The following is a 17296-nucleotide window of genomic DNA, read 5'->3' on the forward strand; positions in this document are numbered from 1 at the left end:
AACCCACATGGAGACACCGAGCCGCCTGGTCGAAGCGCGCGCCGATGCCCTCGCACACGCCTCCGTCGAGGCGATGTATCAGGACCCCTTCTGGGAGGCGCGCTACGGCGCCGAGCGGGCCCGCCGCTTCGGCGACGAGGATGCCCGCTTCCATGTGCGCTACCTTGTGCAATCCCTCGACGAGCACCGTCCCTCCGTCATGGAGGGCTATGCGCGGTGGCTTCGCACCTTGCTGGTGTCGAGAGGAATGGCCACCCTCCACCTCGACCTGAATTTCGCCGGGCTGGCCACCGCGTTGGAGGCCGAGGGTTGGGGCCCCGGCACCGAGCCGTACGAGCATGTACGCGCCGCCCGGGAAGCCCTGCGCTATCCGGAAGGGCCCTCGCGTGCGCTGCAAGATGACGCCTCGGAGCTGTCCCGAGCCGCCACTGCACGCCTGGCCCTCTACCTCACGCCGGAGGACCGGCCTCGTTTGGAGGATGAACTGCGACTCCAGCTGTCATATCTCGCGGACGCACTCGACGCCGGCAAGCCCGCGTTGATGGCGGACCACGTGCGCTGGTACCTGGGCTTCTGGCCTCGGCGTGGCTTCGGCCTGCTGGCGTTTCCCTCCGTGCTCGGGATGCTGAAGCTGGTCCTCGGGGGCCGGCATCCCCAGGCCCGGGCGCTGCTCGCCACCGCCGGTGTCTCCTGGGACGAGACGCGCTCATGAGCGGCGCCACGCCCGAGGACCGCCCCACCTTCGACGACCTGAGCCGCGAGGTCGCCCTGGTGTGTGACGCGCAGGGGACGCTCACCTGGGTGGATGCCCGCGCGCGGGACGTGCTCGACGCGAAGCCCGGCAAGGCGCTGCGGGCGCTCGCCGCCCAGGGCACCGAGGACAAGGTCGACAAGCTGCTGGTGCAGGCCCGCGACGAGCGCGTGGACGGCTGGGAGCTCATCCTCTGTCGCGACGACGTGCCTTGCACGTTCGCCTTCCGCGCGCGCCCACACGACGGCGGGGTGCTGCTGGTGGGCAGCCTGGTGCCGGAGGACTACGGCCACGCGCTGGAGCAGATCAGCTCCTCGATGAGCGAGCTGTCCGCTCTGCACCGCGAGACGGAGGGGCAGCGCCGCGAACTCAAGCGCCGCGCGGACGAACTGGCACGGCTCAACCAGGAGCTGAGCGAATCCAACCGGGGCATGCGCAGCCTGCACGCCGCGCTGGACGAGAAGGCGGAGGGGCTGCATCGCGCGGCCGAAATCAAGAACCGCGTCGTCGCCAACGTCAGCCACGAGTTCCGCACGCCGCTGCACTCCATCCTCGGCCTGTCCAAGGTGCTGCTCAATCCCATCAACGGCCCGCTGTCCTCCGAGCAGGAGAAGCAGGTCACCTTCATCCGCAACTCCGCCGAGTCGCTCTTCGAGCTGGTCAACGACCTGTTGGATTTGTCCAAGGTGGAGGCGGGCAAGGCCACGCTGCGCCACAGCCACTTCGTGGTGCGCGACCTGCTCGGCGCGCTGCGCGGAATGATGCGTCCGCTGGTGCCCGCCGACGCCCCCGTGGAGCTGCGGCTGGTGGAGCCGGCCGAACCGCTGGAGCTGGAGACGGACGAGACGCGGCTGAGCCAGGTGCTGCGCAACCTGGTGTCCAACGCGGTGAAGTTCACCGAGTCCGGCCACGTCACCGTGTCCGCGGCCCCGGGTCCACGAGACACGGTCATCTTCACCGTGCGCGACACGGGCATCGGCATCGCTCCGGAGAACCACGAGCGCGTCTTCGAGGAGTTCACGCAGATAGACAGCCACATCCAGCGCAAGGTGAAGGGCACGGGCCTGGGCCTGCCGCTGGCGCGCCGGCTGGTGGAGCTGTTGGGCGGAACGCTCACCCTCCAGAGCCAGCCGGGCGAGGGCTCCACGTTCACCGTCACCATTCCCCGCGTCCACATGGAGGTCTCGGAGATGACGGGGCTGGCCGAGCGCAGCCAGCACCTGGAGCCGGGCCGCGCGCCGGTGCTGGTGCTGGAGGACGACCGGCAGACGCTGTTCCTCTACGAGAAGTACCTGGCGCGCTCGGGCTTCCAGGTGCTGCCGGTGCGCAGCACGGACGAGGCGCGCCGGGTGCTCCAGCGCGTGCGTCCCGCCGCCATGGTGCTGGACGTCATGTTGGAGGGCGAGACGAGCTGGAACTTCCTCGCGGAGATGAAGAACGGCGAGGCCACGCGGGACATCCCCATCCTCGTCGTCACGGTGACGGACCGCGAGCAGAAGGCGCGCGCGCTGGGCGCAGACGAGTTCTGGCTCAAGCCGGTGGACGAGGGCCGCCTGCAGCGAAAGCTCCAGGAGCTGGCGCGCAGCGGGCCGGTGGAGCGCATCCTCATCATCGATGACGACGACGTGCACCGCTACCTGCTCAAGCAGCTGCTCAAGGACATGCCCTACGCGCTGCTGGAGGCCGCGGGCGGCGTCGACGGTGTCCGGCTGGCGCGCGAGCAGGTGCCGCAGCTCATCTTCCTGGACTTCATCCTGCCGGACATCACCGCCTTCGACGTGCTGGACGCGCTGAAGGCGGATCCACGCACGCGCGAGATTCCCATCATCCTCCACACCTCGCACGAGCTGCGCGAGGACGAGCGCGCCCGACTGGCGAACGAAACGTCCGCCATCCTCTCCAAGCACACGCTCAGTCGCGAGGTGGCCATCAGCCGCATCCGCGATGCCCTGGCCAAGGCGGGCCTCGGCTCCCACACGCCACAGGAGGGAAGACGTGGTTGAACCTCGACTGGCCACCGTGCTCAACGTCAACGACGACGACGCCAACCGCTACCTGGTCAACCGCATCCTGGAGATGGCGGGCTACACCGTGCTGGAGGCCGCCACCGGCATGGCCGCGCTGCTCATGGCCGAGCAGCACCGGCCGGACGTCATCGTCCTCGACGTGAAGCTGCCGGACATCAGTGGCTACGAGGTCTGCGCGAGGCTGCGCGCCAACCCGGACACCGCGTCCATCGCGGTGATGCACACGTCCGCCACCTTCGTCACCTCCGACAAGAAGGCGCGGGGCCTGGACGCCGGCGCGGACGCATACCTCACCCAGCCCTTCGACGCCTCGGAGCTGGTCGCCACGGTGCGCTCGCTCCAGCGGCTGCGTCACGCGGAGCAGGCGGCCCGCAGGCGCGCCAACGAGCTGGCGGAGATGGACCGGCGCAAGGACGAGTTCCTCGCCATGCTGGCGCACGAGCTGCGCAATCCCCTGGCCGCCATCATGACGTCCATCGGCATCCTGGAGCGCAACCCGACCGACAACCTCAAGGAAGCGCGGATGCGCGGCATCATCCACCGTCAGACGCACCACCTGGCGCGCCTGGTGGATGACCTGCTGGACGTGAGCCGGATTACGCGCGGCAAGGTGGAGCTGCGCACGGGCCGGTTGGATTTGCGCGCGGTGCTGCTCCAGGTCATCCAGGTCATCCGCCCCGGCACCGAGGCACGCGGCCTGGGGCTGGAGGTGTCGCTGCCGGACAGCCCCCTGTGGCTGACGGGCGACGCCACGCGGCTGGAGCAGATCTTCACCAACCTCCTGGACAACGCCGCCAAGTACACCGACACCGGCCACATCACCCTGCGCGTGGAGCAAGAGGGCGTGAATGGGAGCGCGCAGGCGGTGGTGCGCGTGCGCGACACGGGCATTGGCATCCCCCAGGACGTGCTGCCCCGCATCTTCGACCTGTTCGCCCAGGCGGACACATCCCTGGAGCGCACGCGCGGGGGCCTGGGCATTGGCCTGACGCTGGTGCGCCAGTTGGTGCAGTTGCACGGGGGTCAGGTCACCGCGCGCAGCCACGGCACCGGCAAGGGCTCCGAGTTCGAGGTGAGGCTGCCGCTCCTGCACTTCATGGAGGAGACAGCGCCCGCGCCGCTCCCCCGGCGCACGCGCGCGGGGCGGCACATCCTGCTGGTGGAGGACAACCCGGACGCGCGTCAGGCCATGCGGGAGCTGTTGGAGCTGTGGGGCCACCAGGTGGAAGAGGCACCGGACGGCTTGCGGGGCGTGGAGCTGGCGGTGCAACGGCGGCCGGAGCTGGCGCTGGTGGACATTGGCCTGCCAGGGCTGGACGGCTACCGGGTGGCTCAGGAGCTGCGCTCGCGCGTGGGCCGCGACATCCGCCTCGTCGCGATTACGGGCTACGGCGGGCCAGAGGGACACGACCGGGCGCTCAAGGCGGGCTTCGACCTGCACATCGTCAAGCCCGTGAAGCCGGACGAGTTGGATCGCCTGTTGTCGAGTCTGTGAGTGAGGCGGGAGGTGGGCGCGGGCCGGCGCCCTGAAATGGGCGGCGCGCTAGCGCCGGCCCAGGGCGTTGGCCACCAGCCCCAGCAGCTTCACGTGGGGGGCTTCGAGCTGACGCACGGTGCGAAGCAAGCGACGGACTTCCGGTCGCTCGGGAGGTGCTGACGACGGCTCGCTGGTGCGCGCGGACGCGGTGCCGTGCGAGACGAGCCCCAGCAGCTCGTCCGCGGAGACATGAAGCTCGTGACACAGCTTCAGCAGCGTCTGCACGCTGGGAAGCATGCCGCCGCGCTCCAGACGCCCATAAACCTCGGTGGCCACGTCGATGCGTTCGGCCACGTCAGCTTGTGTGAGCTCCAGCCGGTTCCGCGCGACTCGCGCAGCCGCTCCGATGGTGGTTGCCAGTTTCTTGTCCATGCCTTACCGACCCGAAACGTTTGGCCGCTGGCATAGGACGTATAGAGGCAGACAGACAGAACTTGTCGGGTCAGCCTCAGGTTGTTCACCCAGCGGGTTACCGTCCCAGAGGGAGACTTTCGGGGTTCGGAGTGCCTCCATACCCGCCCCTTTTCCTCGACGGAAGACCGGTCTTCCAGGGGCACCCCGGCCCCCTGAATACAGAGGGAGAGGCCCCCTTTTCGGACGACCTGTGACGTCGGGCGGCAATTTTCCTACGGTGCCGGAGAGTCCTGCCGCGAGGGCCTCCCCCCAAGGTTGTATCCCCAGTCCGGAGCATCGCCACGTCATGAGTCCGCGAGGGTGCGCCCGCCACGTCGAGCGTGGCATATCGGGCTCGCGCGTCGGCGACGTGGGAGTGGCTTCGCGGGCGCATGTCGGGTCCGTTCGATGAGTGCCCGAGGCCGTCCGCGAGCGGGCAAGGAGGACGACGGACCGCGCGCCTCTTGAGCTCGCCCTGCCGCACGCGGGGTACGCAGCGGGAGGCAGGACCTGCGACAACCGGTGGCATTCGAGCGGAGGACGACCTTGGGAGTCGCGCGCGCCGGGGGCGGGGGGACTAGGCTGCGGCGGCGATGGCGCTCGGACGGCGCAACCTGCTGGTGAAGCTCTGCGTGGCGATGGGCGTGGTGGCCCTGCCGCTGCTCGTCGCCATCCTGGGCTACGTGCTGCCGCAGCTTCGCGCGCAGCTCCACGCGGACCGGGTTCGCGGGCTGCGGCAGGCGGTGGAGACGGCCTACGGAGTCCTGCGGGAGTACGAGGCACGCGAGCGCTCCGGAGCGCTGACGCGCGAAGCGGCGCAACAGCAGGCCTCCGCCCTGCTCCAGTCCCTGCGCTACTCGAGCGTGGAGTACTTCTGGGTGAACGACCTGGAGACGCGGCTGATCATGCATCCGCACCTGCCGACGATGGTGGGCAAGGACATGAAGGGCTACCGCGACGTGCGCGGGCGGCCGGTGTTCGTCGACATCGTCACCCTGGTGCGCGCGCACGGGGAGGGCTCGCTGGGCTACGAGGCGACGCGGCCGGGCTCGCCGGAGCCCATCCCCAAGGAGAGCTACGTGAAGCTCTTCGAGCCGTGGGGCTGGGTGCTGGGCACGGGCGTGTACGTGGAGGACATCGACCGGGAGGTCGCGGCGGTGCGACAGCGCATCCTCGTCGCGGTGGGCGGCGCGCTGGTGCTGGCGGTGCTGGCGGGCGCCTATGTGTCGCGGCGGGTGGTGCGGCCGGTGCGCGCGCTCGCGGCGGCGGCACGCCAGGTGGCAAAGGGTGACTTGTCCGTGCGGGTGGAGGTGCGCACCGCGGACGAGGTGGGCGAACTCACCCTGGCCTTCAACGGCATGGTGACGGGCCTGCGCGAAGTGGTGGATGCGCTGGTGGAGGCGGCGGGCGCCACGGCGGCGGACGCCGAGCGCATCCGCGTCTCCACGGACGGCCTGTCGCGCACGACGCGCGAGCAGTCGGAGTCGCTCCAGCGCGCGGCCGAGTCGGTGCAGGACATGAGCCTGCATGTCTCGCGGGGCGCGGCGGCGGCGCGAGACGCGGCGGAAGCGGCGGCGGGCCACGGGCAGGTGGCGCGCGCGGGCGGCGTGGCGGTGGACCAGGCGTCGCGGAAGATGGTGGAAATCGTCGACGTGGTGGAGCGCTCGTCGCGCACGGTGGAGCAGCTCCAGTCATCTGGCCGGGCCACGGAGCGGATGCTCCAGCTCATCCAGGCGGTGGCGGACGAGACGCGGATGCTGGCGGTGAACACGGCGATTGAAGCCGTGCGCGCGGGGCAGCACGGCAAGGGCTTCTCCGTGGTGGCGGGCGAGGTGCGCAAGCTGGCGGAGCGCACCCACGAGGCCGCCAGCCAGGTGCGCGTGCTGCTGACGAAGAACGAGGCGGACACGGCGGCGGCCGCGGAGTTGATGCGCAAGGGCACGTCGAAGGTGAACGAGGGCATGGGCCTGTCCTCGGCCGCGGGCGAGGCGCTGGCGCGGCTGTTGTCCGGGGTGAAGGAGCTGGGCGAGCGCGTGGAGACGATGGCGGAGCAGAACGCGCGCCAGTCCGCGTCGGGCGAGTCCATCGCGGGGCGCATCCAGGCGCTCTCGGTGCGCTCGGCGGAGTCCGTGTCGGGCGTGGAGCAGATCGCCCGCTCGGTGGAGGACCTGCGGGCCAGGGCCTCGCGGCTGCAGGAGCTCGCCGCGCGTTTCACCACGCCCGGGCCTCGTTAACCTTTCTTCACACCCGCGCAACGCCCAGGACAGCGGCGGGGGGCAGTCTCCACCTCCTCACGGGGACGCGGCTTCTCGCCGTCCCCTCATTCGGAGGTAGGACACATGGCGCTGGCATTGACGCGGGCCCCCGGGCGCGAGCCCGTGGTGTTCGGATACGCGCTGGAGACGCTGCTGTCGACGGCGGCGCCCCTGACACCGCTCACCTTGAAGGCGCTGGAGCGACAGGGCCTCTTCGCGCACCGCCCCCTGCACACCGCCTACCCGTGCGCGGTATGGCCCAAGGCCATCCAACTGCTGGCGGCGGCGAGCAGCCCGCCCCACACGGACCGAGAGGCGGCGGAGTACGCGCTGGGCCTGCGCTTCGCTGAGCGGTTCATCCAGGCGCGCATGGGCACGGCGCTCGTGGACTTCGCCCAGGTGGTGGGCCCGGAGAAGATGCTGCTGCGCATGGCGCGCAACCTGCGCTCCATCAACAACTTCCTCGACGTCTCGGTGACGCCTCGGGGCGATGACGGCGGCTGGGAGCTGAGCCTGTATCCGGTGCGGGAGTTCCTGGATCATCCCCGCCGGCAGGCGGACCCGCCGCACTTCATGCGCGGCCTGCTCACCTTCGCGTTCCAGCACAGCGGCGCGCCCACGGCCCGGGTGACCCTCTTGAAGCACGACGAGGCCCAGGCAGTGACGACGTTTCACGTCGGCCTCTAGTCACGGCCGCGGCGGAGGGGAGGCGAGCTACCCCTCGATGCGCGACTCGGCGTACGGGACGGGCAGCAGGATGCGGGCCGTGGTGCCCACGCCCGGCTGGCTCTCCAGCGTCAACGTCCCGCCATGCGCATCGACGATGCGGCGGGCCAGCGCCAGGCCCATGCCCACGCCTCCCGTACGGCGCGCGCGGCTGCGGTCCGTGCGGAAGAACGGCGTGCCGACGCGGGACAGGTCCTCCGGCTCGATGCCGATGCCCTCGTCGCAGACCTCCAACGACAGCGCCCCCAACGTGTCCGCCTGGGCGCGCAGGCGCACCGGCGTCGGAGACTCGGAGTACTTCCCCGCGTTGTCGAGCAGGTTGTCCAGCGCGCGCCGCAGCAACACGGGGTCCGCCTCCAGCGTGGGCATCGTGCCATCGACGCTCACCTCCAACACGCGCTCCGGACGCGCGGAGCGGAAGCGAGAGGCCGCCTTCTCCACCAGTCCTTGAATCTCCACCTGCTCGGGCCGCAGATGCGGAGTCCCCGTGCTCGCGCCCTCCGAGGCCAGGTCCAGCTTCGCGGTGGTGAGCACGTCGTCCACCAACCGCTCCAGCTCCGACAGGTCTCCGGTGATGTCCGTCAGCATCTCCCGCGCGGTGGCCGCGTCACCCTCTTCCGCCAGGTCCAACGCCACGCGGATGCGCGCCAGCGGCGTGCGCAGCTCGTGCGACACGTTGGCCAGCAGCTCCTTCTGCGAGCGCAAGAGATTCGTGATTCGCCCCGCCATCTCGTCGAAGGCCTCCGCCACCTGTCCCAATTCGTCACGCCGGCGGATGCCCGTGCGCGTGTCCAGCTTCCCCTCGCCCAGCGCGCGCGCCACCTCCGCCAGTCGCTGGAGCGGACCGGCCAGGGTGCGAGCGAAGGCCAGCGAGGTGATGGCCGTACACAGCAGCACCGCGCCGAGCACGAGCGCGGTGTTGCCCGGAGGAGGCTCGGGGGGACGGGTGATGATGGTGGCGTAGGCCTCCACCGGCCCTTCCTCGGGAATGGGCAACGTGAGCGAGTGCGGAGGAGGCCCTCCCGAGAACCGCTGACCCCGCGCGGCCAGTTGCTCCAGCTCCACGGGCCCCAGGGCGGGGGACGGTGCCGCGGAGTTCGTGGCGATGAGCCGCCCGGACACATCTCGCAGCGTCACCCGGGCTTCGAGCAGCCGCGCGGCGCGGTCCAGCGACGCCTGGAGGGCCACCGGGTCTCCCAGCAGCTCCTCCCACTCCCGGATGTTGTACGCGGCATTGCGCGCGAAGCCGTGCCGCAGTGGCTTGTCCAGGATGAAGAAGCGGGCGATGTAGAGGGTGGCGACGACCAGCACCAGCTGGGCGATTCCCACCAGATAGATGCGCAGCAGCAGCCGGCCAGGCGTCCGCAGACGACTCACGTTTCCTCTCCGGTGGCGAGCATGTAGCCGGCGCCGCGCACCGTCTTCAGCAACAGGGGATTGCGCGGGTCCACCTCCAGCTTCTGACGGAGCCGGAAGATGTGCACGTCCACGGAGCGGTCGAACACCTCGTCCGCGCTTCCCTTCACCAGGTCGAGCAGCTGCTCACGACTGAGGACGCGGCCCGCGCGCTCGGCCAGTACGCGCAGCAGGCTGAACTCGTACGTGGTGAGCTGCAACGGCCGCCCATCCAGCGTCGCGCGGAGGCTGCGAGGGTCCAGCAGCAGTCGCCCCGCCTGCACGGGCTGCGTGGAGGGACCCGCCTTGCCCCGGGCCCGGCGCACCTGGGCGCGAATGCGGGCGAGCAGCTCGCGCGACGAGTAGGGCTTGGGCAGATAGTCATCCGCGCCCGTCTCCAGGCCGAGCACGCGGTCCGCCTCCTCGCCGCGCGCGGTGACCATGATGATGGGCACGTCGGTGCGGCCCCTCAAATCCCGGCAGACCTCCAGCCCGTCCCGTCCGGGCAGCATCAGGTCCAACAAGACGACGTCGAACACATGGCGACTGGACTCCACCAGCGCGTCGTTGCCCGTGTGGGCCAGGGTGACGACGACACCATGCTCCTGGAGGTAGCGGGCGGTGAGCCGGGCCAGTCGCTCGTCATCTTCGACGAGCAGGACCTGGATGGTGGCTTCCTCCAGGTGGGGACGATTGAGCTGCTCCATGCGCGTGCTCCTCCTGCCTTCCGCGGACCTTCCAGACGGAAAGTAACAGCGGAGCCGTGGCCCAGGAGCAAGCAGGGAGGAGTCTGGCGCCCCATGGGACTCCGGCCGGGTCCACCGAGGGCAATCATGCTCCCGGGCCACACCGTGAAGGTGGCACCGGGATGTGTCCGGGATGCGTCCCTCGCATGACGGTTTGTTACAGCGAGCAACAGGGCCCGCCCGGCCACCGGACAGCCGGGCGGAGCCCCGTCGGGTCCCCTCACCCCGCGAGGCAGGCGCCTGACCTCAGCGCAGGGTCCACTTCTGGTTCGCGGTGCCGGCGCACTCCCAGATTTGCAGCCGCGCGCCGTTGTTGGGGTTCCAGTCCTTCACGTCGATGCACTTGTTGGCCTGCGGGTTGACCAGGTCCCCCGCGCCGCTGAGCACGAACTGTTGGGCCGCGTTGCCGTTGCAGTCGTGGAGCTGGATGAGCGCGCCGTTCGCCGTGGAGCCCCAGGTGACGTCCATGCACTTGCCGAAGGCGCGCAGCGTGCCGTCGCCGTGGAACGTCCAGCTCTGCGCGGCGCTGCCGTTGCAATCCCAGAGCTGGATGGGCGTGCCATTGGCGGTGTTGGAGTGGTCCACGTCGATGCACCGGCCGTTGAGCCCGACGATGGCGCGCCCCCCGCCGCCACCGCCGTTGGTCGTGAGCGACAGGCCGTAGACGGAGAGAATCTCGTTCACCGGCTGGTAGTACATGGTGCCGCCGGTGGAGCAGTTGCCCACGCCGCCAGACGTCACGCCCTGCGCCTGGTTGCCCGACATCCACGAGCCACCCGAGTCGCCACCCTCCGCGCACGCGTTGCTCCGCGTGAGGCCATACACGGGGCCGACGCTGTAGTTGACGGTGACGTTCTTCGCCTCGATGACGCCACAGCGCCAGCCGGTGGTGGAGCCAGAGCGACACACGGACGCGTTGATGCCCGCCTCGGCGGAGCCCGAGACGATGACGTTGCCGCCCGCGTAGTTGTAGACCCACGGTTGCGAGGCCCACGAGCCGTTGACCTGGACCCAGCCATAGTCGTTGTTCGGGAAGGATGAGCCGCGCACGGTGCCCTGCGCCACGCCGTTGAAGCCGGCCGTGCTGGAGTTCACCCCACCGCAGTGGCCCGCGGTGACGAAGCCTCCCGCGACGGAGAAGCCGACGGAGCAGCGCACGTTGCCGTTGATGTAATAGGCGTCACCCCCGCGCAGGTCATACATGGGCCTGGGCTGCTCGGAGGAGACCTCCACGCGCACCGCGCGGTCCGCCGCGCCACTCTCCGCGATGAAGCGCTCGGCGTTCACCACCGCTGCGTCCTTGGCGAGCACCACCACGCTGTTGGTGATGACGTCCACGTACCAGCCATGGATGTCCTTGCTGGCCACGTCCGCGCCCCTGTCCAACGCGGCCTTCAGCGCGTCCAGCTCGCGCTCCGTGCGCGTCACCCAGCGCGGCTCCGCGCCCGCCCTGCGCGCGGCCTCGGCACCCTCGGCGGTGGTGACACCGACGATGAGCCGGTCCCCCTCCTCGCTCAGCCACGCGCCACCGAAAGACTCGCCCAGCTCCCCGCGCAGCGACGCTTCCGTGCGCACCGCGAGCGCCTCCGTGGCCAGTCGCTGACGCGCCTGCACGGCCGTCAGCCCCAGGTCTCGCTGCATCGCCTGGAGCACCTCGGGAGACACCTCCTGCGCGAGCGAAGCCTCCTCGGTGGGGGCCGCCAGCGCGGACATGGGGATGACGGCGGCACCAGCGAACAGCGCCGTCGCGGTGGAGAGCGCCTGGAGTCTTCGGTTCATGGGGGCTTCCTTTCGACTCGACACGGGGAAAGCGCACCGGCGAACGGGCCGGTCCGCGCATCCACGGAAGCGGGATTCAGGAGCCAAGTCAAACAATTCAAGCATTCCTAGAAAATCACGTCACTTTTATCGGACGGAGAATAAAGTCGTCGACACATTGGACGCGCGGAGTCATTTCCGCTGCGCGGACATTTCTCCAATACATGGACGAAGACGAATCCCTCTCAGGCCAGGCCGTGTGCGGAGGCCAGCGCGCGGCGGTCCACCTTGCCGGCGGAGGTCCGGGGCAGGGCCTCCACGAAGCGCACGGAGCGCGGCATCTTGTAGCGGGCCAGCCGGCCATCGCAGAAGGCCAGCAGGGACTCGGCGGTAAGCGACGCGCCCCCACGGAGCACCACGAGCGCGCGCGGCGTCTCGCCCCACTTCGCGTCGGGCACGCCGATGACGGCGACCTCGGCGACGTCGGGATGGCCGGACAGGACGCTCTCGACCTCGGAGGGATAGATGTTCTCCCCGCCGGAGATGATGAGGTCCTTGCTGCGGCCCACGATGCGGAAGCAGCCGTCCCCGTCACGCAGGGCCAGGTCTCCGGTGCGCAGCCAGCCGCCGACGAAGGTGCGCGCCGTCTCCTCGGGACGGCGCCAGTAGCCGGCGCACACGTGGGGGCCGCGCAGCAGCAACTCACCCACGTCCCCTGGCTGTCGCTCGTCCTCGATGCGCGCCTCCACGTGGAAGAGCGGCACCCCGACGAAGCCCGGCTTGCGGCGCACGTCCGACGGAGGGAGCCAGAAGTTGTTGGGGCCCGCCTCCGTGAGGCCGTAGCCCGTCTTGAAGGCCACGCCCTTGGTGAAGAAGCGCTCGAACACGGACAGCGGACACGGCGCGCCCCCGCTGACGAGCAGCTTGAGGTGGGAGAAGTCCGCCGACTCGAAGCGCGCGTGGCGCTGCATCTCGATGAACATGGTGGGCACTCCGAAGACGAGGCTCACCTCGCGCTGGTGGATGAGCTCGAACACCTGCTCCACGTCGAAACCCTTGCACATCACGGAGGCGCCGCCCACGTACACCAGCGGCAGCGTGAAGACGTTGAGGCCCCCGGTGTGGAACAGCGGCGCGTTGAGCACGGCCACGTCGTCCGACGTCAGGCCCCAGCTCACCACGGTGTTCACGGCATTGGCCGTCACGGAGCCATGGGTGAGCACCGCGGCCTTGGGCACGCCGGTGCTGCCGCCCGTGTAGCAGAGCACCCACGGCGACTCGGCCTCCAGCTCCAGCACGGGGAGCGAGGAGGCAGGTGCCGCGTCCCGCTCCGTGATGAAGGAGCGCTCAGCCGGGTCGGGCTCGGCGAGGCCCAGCCAGTGGCGCACGAAGGGCGCGCGGGCGCGCACGGTGTCCACCTGGGCGCGTAACTCCGGGCCATACACGAGGACAGCGGGCTCCGCGTCCGCGAGGATGCCGACGAGCTCCGTGGTGCTGAGGCGCCAGTTGAGCGGCTGGAGGATGGCGCCCAGCTTCGCGCAGGCGAAGAGGAGGTCCAGCGTCTCCACACAGTTGTGCGCGAGCACGGCGACGCGGTCTCCGCGCTGGACGCCGAGCACGTGGTGCAGGTACACGGCGGTGCGCGAGGCGGCGCCGTCCCACTCGCGATAGGTGATGCGGCGGCTGCCCCGGGTGGAGTCGACGAGGGCGGCGTGGTCGGGGTCCAGTGCGGCGCGGCGGGCCAGCCAGTCATGGACGATGGGCATGGTCCCGCACGCTAGCCGAGCGCCGGGAGATGTGCCCGGCTCCCGGCACGCCTCAGAGCTCCGGGAGGATGAGCAGGCCGCGCACCCCGTCGACGGTGTAGACGTAGCCGTCGCCCGGCACGCGGATGCCGATGGCTCCGTCCCACGAGGACGTGCCTCGGAGGGGGTCCGTCGCGCGCCAGGTGTTGAAGTAGGCGATCTCCCGGGGACTCTTGGGGATGGACACGTCGAGGACGCGCACGCCGTGCTGGTAGTGGGCGATGTAGAGACGGTTGCCCTTGAGCTCCAGGTTGTGGATGGAGGCCCAGCCCGGCAGACGGTACTCGCCGATGAGCGTGGGATTCGCGGGGTCATTGAGGTTGAGCACGCGCAGGTGGGCACCCCAGTCCTCTCCTGCCTCGAAGGCGATGCGGTTGTTGTGGAAGTACGCCACGCGAGAGGTGTGGCTGCTGGCTCGCGGATACTTGTATGCGCCCAATCGCTTCGGGTTCGCCGGGTCACTCATGTCGACGATGACGAGTCCCGCGCGCCAGTGACTGATGAAGAGCGTGGAGTTCAGGGTCGTGGCGTCGTGCGGGTAGGAGCCCGGTTCGGTGCCGATGCTGGGGTCGAGGTAGCGACCGAGCAGCACCGGCTCCCGTGCGTTGTTCACGTCATAGGCATGCACCTCGCCAGCGGGCCCCACGGCCATGGCGTACAGCCGGGAGCCATCCACGAAGAGCGTATGGACATTGCTGCGACTCCCTCCGGACAAGTCGCGCAGGAAGCGAGGGTCCGCGGGCTGGGTGAGGTCGAACACGAGGACACCCCGGTCGGCGCTCGCGACATGGAGGGCGTCGTCCTTGGCCCACACGCCGTTCCAGTAGCTCGCCTCGGGGAACTGGATGAACTTCACCAGTCGGGGAACCTTCCGGTCCTGGAGGTCATAGACGTGAAGACCGCCAAGCCCCATGAAGTAGTCGTCGATGGACACGACGTAGGCATGTCCCTTGGAGACAAAGACATCCACGCCCCGGCCGGATTGCAGACCGCCCTCGCCCACCAGTCGCAAGCCTCCCGAGAGAGACCGGCCCGGATAGCTTTCGCCAAACGGCCGCGGGCCTTTTCCATATCGTGACGAAATGGGGTGCCATTCAATTCCAGACACCCACACGCCTTCAGGGGTGAGGCGCACCGAGGCCCTGGACGGCGCGGCTCAGGGCTGGACGTAGGTCTGCAGCAGGGAGCTCGTCCGCTCTCTGGAGCGTCGGAAGGCCACGCGTCGCTCCGTGGGGTCCTCGGGCACGGCCATCAGTCCGACGAGGGCGCGGGTGCCTCCGTCCGCGCCGATCACGTTCTGCACCACCACGGACGTCTTGTGGCCGAACGCCTCGGCCCAGGGGGCGCATTCGGCCATGTTGATGCGCTCCTGTTGGGAGTCCGTCCAGGCGATGCAGGGGTATTCGGAGCAGTCCATGGCCTCCAGCTTCATCTTCAGGCCGCACTCCTGGATGGAGCGCTCCACGAGGGCCTGGAAGCCCTTGGGCGTGAAGGCAGGGGGCGCGTTGGCGGGGAAGGGCAATGGGAGACTGTCCTCGGAGGGCGGCACGGGCGCGGGAGCCGGTGGCGCGGGTGAGGGCGAAGGCGCGACAGCCTGAAGGCGCGTCTCGGCCGAGCGCCGTGCGTCCTGGGCCTCCTTCAACTGACGCTCGAGCGTGGCGACACGCCCGTCGAGTGCCTGCTCTCGCGGGCAACGGTCGTCCACGACCGCCTGGGCGACCGAAGCGGGTTCGGGCGGAGGTGGCGCCTGGTTGTGACGGCTGGACAGAACCACCACGCTTCCCCAAGCACCCAGGACAAGGCCCAGGACTCCCGTCACCACAGGCAACGATTTCTTCATCGTGATGAAAGCCTTTCACCGGCCCGTGGGCCTGTCCAATTCACGGCACCCGCATCTGGGCTGTCCGTCGGACCACGTGACCGGCCGATTTCGTCGGGAGAAACAGACAGGCCTGAGAGGTCCAACAGATAGAGACACACGTCGCGAAAAGCCCTGCCCTCTCCTTCGTCATTGGGTGACCACACCTGATATGCCCGATAGCGCCCTTGCCGGACACCTTCGAGCAACCAGATGGAGGCATCCAGATCAATCACCTCCCCACGCGTCTTTCGCGTCCTGTACTTCCAGAAACCAAAGTCGTCCAACCTGCGCAGAACCTCGGACCACTCGCTGGGCAGTAGAAAGCGGGTGCGATGGAGCGTGGGCTCAGAGGCATGGATATCAGCCTCTCTGCGCTCCCAGCTCACCTGGAGTCGATGGATATCTCCGAAGCGCTCGACCCGGACGCTCACGGGCTTGGGAAAGGAGTGCACCCAGGTGAACCGGTAGACCTCCGTCCCTGATGCCGCGGGCCAAAGAGGTCTCTCGCCTAGTTGATGAAGGAACTCAGAGCACATACAGCGCGACGACTTCTCGTGCTCGCCACTTTGGGCGTCTGGCTCGAATTCAGAGTTGAAGGTGACGGCCAGGGCGCCCGCCGGCATGAGGACAGGCCACTGCGACCGCTCTTCGGGCCCCCGCACACAATGCGCTTCACGTTCCACCGGGACCTCAGTGGAACCAGATGTTTCTCCCCTCCGAGCCTGATCCACCTTTCCTCGCGGAGCACATCCCACGGGCATCATGGCCAGACAGAAGATGACGACCCGCCACATCCCACTCGCGGAGGTGCCACTGCGAACCGAGGGCGAAGACATGGCGGCACTCTGAGGAGCACCGCTCCAACAATCCTCACGGAAGGCTCACGATTCTCGCACGACACCGTGAGCCCCACCCGCGCTCAGGGTACCAGCACCAGCTTGCCCACCGTCGTCCCGGACTCCAGCGCCTTGTGCGCCTCCGCGACGGAGTCCAACGGGAACTTCGTCACCTGCGGCGACACCAGCTTCCCCTCCTCCACCCACGCCAGCAGCTTCGCCATGCTGTCCTCCAACACGAAGCGCTGCTCGAACAGGTACGACAGGTTGAACGCCAGCACGCTCGTGTTGTCATTCGTCAAGGTCAGCGGGTCGAAGCGCGGTGTCCGCATCCAATCCCACGCCAGCTTCGCGTAGTTCGGTCGCCCACCCGTGCGCGGCAACATTGAATGAAACCCGTAGATGACCAGCTTCCCCGGTGACGCCAGATGGCGGTAGCTGTCGCGCAGCGTGGAGGGCCCGTTCGCATCCAGCACCACCTCGTACCCCTTCGGCGACGCCGCCTCCGCCGCCTTCCACAAGTCCTCGCGGCTCTTGTCGATGACCACGTCCGCGCCCAACGCACGCGCCGCCTCCACCTTGTGCGTCCCACCCACCACGCCCACCATCCGGCACCCCGCGATGCGCCCCAACTGCAACAGCGCGCTGCCCACCCCGCCCGCAGCCGAGTGCACCAGCACGTTCGTCCCCGGCCTCGGATGCGCCAGCTCGAACAGCGCGTAGTACGCCGTCAGGAACACCGCCGGAAATCCCGCCGCCTGCTCCATCGTCAGCTTCGACGGCAGCGCGAACACCTGGTGCCGAGGCACCGCGACGTGCGTCGCATACCCGCCGAACCGCGTCACCCCGAACACCCGCGCCCCGGGCGACAGGTCCTCCACACCGGAACCCACCGCCTGCACCGTGCCCGCGAACTCGAAGCCGGGGGTAATCGGCCACCCCACATACTCCTTCGCGGAGGCGTACAGGCCCATGCGAATGACGCAGTCCGCATAGTTCACCCCGATGGCCTCGGTGGCCACCACCACCTCCCCCGGCCCAGGTGAAAGTTGATTCAGGTTTTCAAGTCGGAGCTGCCCATATCCACCGGCTTTCGGAATGACGACCTTGCGTGCGCTCATGTCCCCGTGAGTATCACGCGACGCAGCGCGACAACGTGAATGCACGTTCACGTGGCGGGCGACGCGCGCACGAGATGTCTCTACA

At 69.2% G+C, this 17296-nt stretch carries 13 protein-coding genes; 5 read left to right on the top strand and 8 right to left on the bottom strand.

Going from position 1 to position 17296, the window contains the following annotated elements; translation table 11 throughout:
- Positions 1-7: 7 nt before the first annotated feature.
- Genes HUA76_RS05670 through HUA76_RS05680 form a run of 3 tightly spaced genes read left to right on the top strand, consistent with a single transcriptional unit; the run spans position 8 to position 4273 of the window.
- Entirely contained in the window at positions 8-712 is a 705-nt protein-coding gene (locus HUA76_RS05670; RefSeq protein WP_174460199.1) for a hypothetical protein, read from the top strand.
- Positions 709-2754 carry a hybrid sensor histidine kinase/response regulator gene (locus tag HUA76_RS05675; RefSeq protein ID WP_174460200.1) on the top strand — a complete coding sequence of 682 codons (2046 nt, stop codon included), beginning with the start codon at positions 709-711 and terminating at the stop codon, positions 2752-2754. The genes HUA76_RS05670 and HUA76_RS05675 overlap by 4 nt, the downstream gene beginning before the upstream one ends.
- Positions 2747-4273 carry a response regulator gene (locus HUA76_RS05680; protein ID WP_141642029.1) on the top strand — a complete coding sequence of 509 codons (1527 nt, stop codon included), beginning with the start codon at positions 2747-2749 and terminating at the stop codon, positions 4271-4273. Before HUA76_RS05675 ends, HUA76_RS05680 begins: the two co-directional genes overlap by 8 nt.
- 48 nt (positions 4274-4321) lie before the next feature.
- On the opposite strand, the gene HUA76_RS05685 is transcribed toward HUA76_RS05680, so the two are convergent.
- Complete coding sequence (locus tag HUA76_RS05685; protein ID WP_141642028.1) at positions 4322-4687, bottom strand: helix-turn-helix transcriptional regulator; 366 nt, start codon at positions 4685-4687, stop codon at positions 4322-4324.
- 614 nt (positions 4688-5301) lie between these two features.
- Here HUA76_RS05685 and HUA76_RS05690 point away from each other — a divergent pair.
- Together HUA76_RS05690 and HUA76_RS05695 are read left to right on the top strand one after the other, a co-directional pair.
- Complete coding sequence (locus HUA76_RS05690) at positions 5302-6942, top strand: methyl-accepting chemotaxis protein (RefSeq protein ID WP_174460201.1); 1641 nt, start codon at positions 5302-5304, stop codon at positions 6940-6942.
- 105 nt (positions 6943-7047) lie between these two features.
- Positions 7048-7650, top strand: a complete 603-nt coding sequence (locus HUA76_RS05695) for a DUF2378 family protein (protein WP_174460202.1) — start codon at positions 7048-7050, stop codon at positions 7648-7650.
- Positions 7651-7677: 27 nt separating this feature from the next.
- Here HUA76_RS05695 and HUA76_RS05700 read toward each other — a convergent pair whose 3' ends face one another.
- The 7 genes from HUA76_RS05700 to HUA76_RS05730 all read right to left on the bottom strand — a co-directional run bounded on the left by HUA76_RS05700 (position 7678) and on the right by HUA76_RS05730 (position 17211).
- The gene (locus tag HUA76_RS05700) at positions 7678-9066 is read right to left on the bottom strand and encodes a cell wall metabolism sensor histidine kinase WalK (RefSeq protein WP_141642025.1); all 1389 of its coding nucleotides are present in this window, start codon (positions 9064-9066) and stop codon (positions 7678-7680) included.
- Complete coding sequence (locus tag HUA76_RS05705) at positions 9063-9791, bottom strand: response regulator transcription factor (protein WP_174459413.1); 729 nt, start codon at positions 9789-9791, stop codon at positions 9063-9065. Before HUA76_RS05705 ends, HUA76_RS05700 begins: the two co-directional genes overlap by 4 nt.
- 285 nt (positions 9792-10076) lie before the next feature.
- Positions 10077-11609, bottom strand: coding sequence for a S1 family peptidase (locus tag HUA76_RS05710; RefSeq protein ID WP_174460203.1), 1533 nt, complete (start codon positions 11607-11609; stop codon positions 10077-10079).
- A 224-nt stretch (positions 11610-11833) separates the two neighbouring features.
- Positions 11834-13354, bottom strand: coding sequence for a long-chain fatty acid--CoA ligase (locus tag HUA76_RS05715; protein ID WP_174460204.1), 1521 nt, complete (start codon positions 13352-13354; stop codon positions 11834-11836).
- 52 nt (positions 13355-13406) lie between these two features.
- The gene (locus HUA76_RS05720; protein ID WP_371823445.1) at positions 13407-14396 is read right to left on the bottom strand and encodes an LVIVD repeat-containing protein; all 990 of its coding nucleotides are present in this window, start codon (positions 14394-14396) and stop codon (positions 13407-13409) included.
- 153 nt (positions 14397-14549) lie between these two features.
- Entirely contained in the window at positions 14550-15233 is a 684-nt protein-coding gene (locus HUA76_RS05725; RefSeq protein WP_174460206.1) for a hypothetical protein, read from the bottom strand.
- A 940-nt stretch (positions 15234-16173) separates the two neighbouring features.
- On the bottom strand, positions 16174-17211 hold the full coding sequence (locus HUA76_RS05730; RefSeq protein ID WP_174460207.1) for a medium chain dehydrogenase/reductase family protein: 1038 nt from the start codon (positions 17209-17211) through the stop codon (positions 16174-16176).
- Positions 17212-17296: the final 85 nt, after the last annotated feature.

It is taken from the genome of Myxococcus sp. CA056 (genome assembly GCF_013336715.1).
GTDB classification, from domain to species: domain Bacteria; phylum Myxococcota; class Myxococcia; order Myxococcales; family Myxococcaceae; genus Myxococcus; species Myxococcus llanfairpwllgwyngyllgogerychwyrndrobwllllantysiliogogogochensis.

Coding starts and splice junctions, on each gene's coding strand:
- HUA76_RS05715 (WP_174460204.1), bottom strand. CDS start 13,354: ATGCCCATCGTCCATGACTGGCTGGCCCGCCGCGCCGCACTGGACCCC.
- HUA76_RS05705 (WP_174459413.1), bottom strand. CDS start 9,791: ATGGAGCAGCTCAATCGTCCCCACCTGGAGGAAGCCACCATCCAGGTC.
- HUA76_RS05695 (WP_174460202.1), top strand. CDS start 7,048: ATGGCGCTGGCATTGACGCGGGCCCCCGGGCGCGAGCCCGTGGTGTTC.
- HUA76_RS05670 (WP_174460199.1), top strand. CDS start 8: ATGGAGACACCGAGCCGCCTGGTCGAAGCGCGCGCCGATGCCCTCGCA.
- HUA76_RS05690 (WP_174460201.1), top strand. CDS start 5,302: ATGGCGCTCGGACGGCGCAACCTGCTGGTGAAGCTCTGCGTGGCGATG.
- HUA76_RS05675 (WP_174460200.1), top strand. CDS start 709: ATGAGCGGCGCCACGCCCGAGGACCGCCCCACCTTCGACGACCTGAGC.
- HUA76_RS05710 (WP_174460203.1), bottom strand. CDS start 11,609: ATGAACCGAAGACTCCAGGCGCTCTCCACCGCGACGGCGCTGTTCGCT.
- HUA76_RS05725 (WP_174460206.1), bottom strand. CDS start 15,233: ATGAAGAAATCGTTGCCTGTGGTGACGGGAGTCCTGGGCCTTGTCCTG.
- HUA76_RS05685 (WP_141642028.1), bottom strand. CDS start 4,687: ATGGACAAGAAACTGGCAACCACCATCGGAGCGGCTGCGCGAGTCGCG.
- HUA76_RS05730 (WP_174460207.1), bottom strand. CDS start 17,211: ATGAGCGCACGCAAGGTCGTCATTCCGAAAGCCGGTGGATATGGGCAG.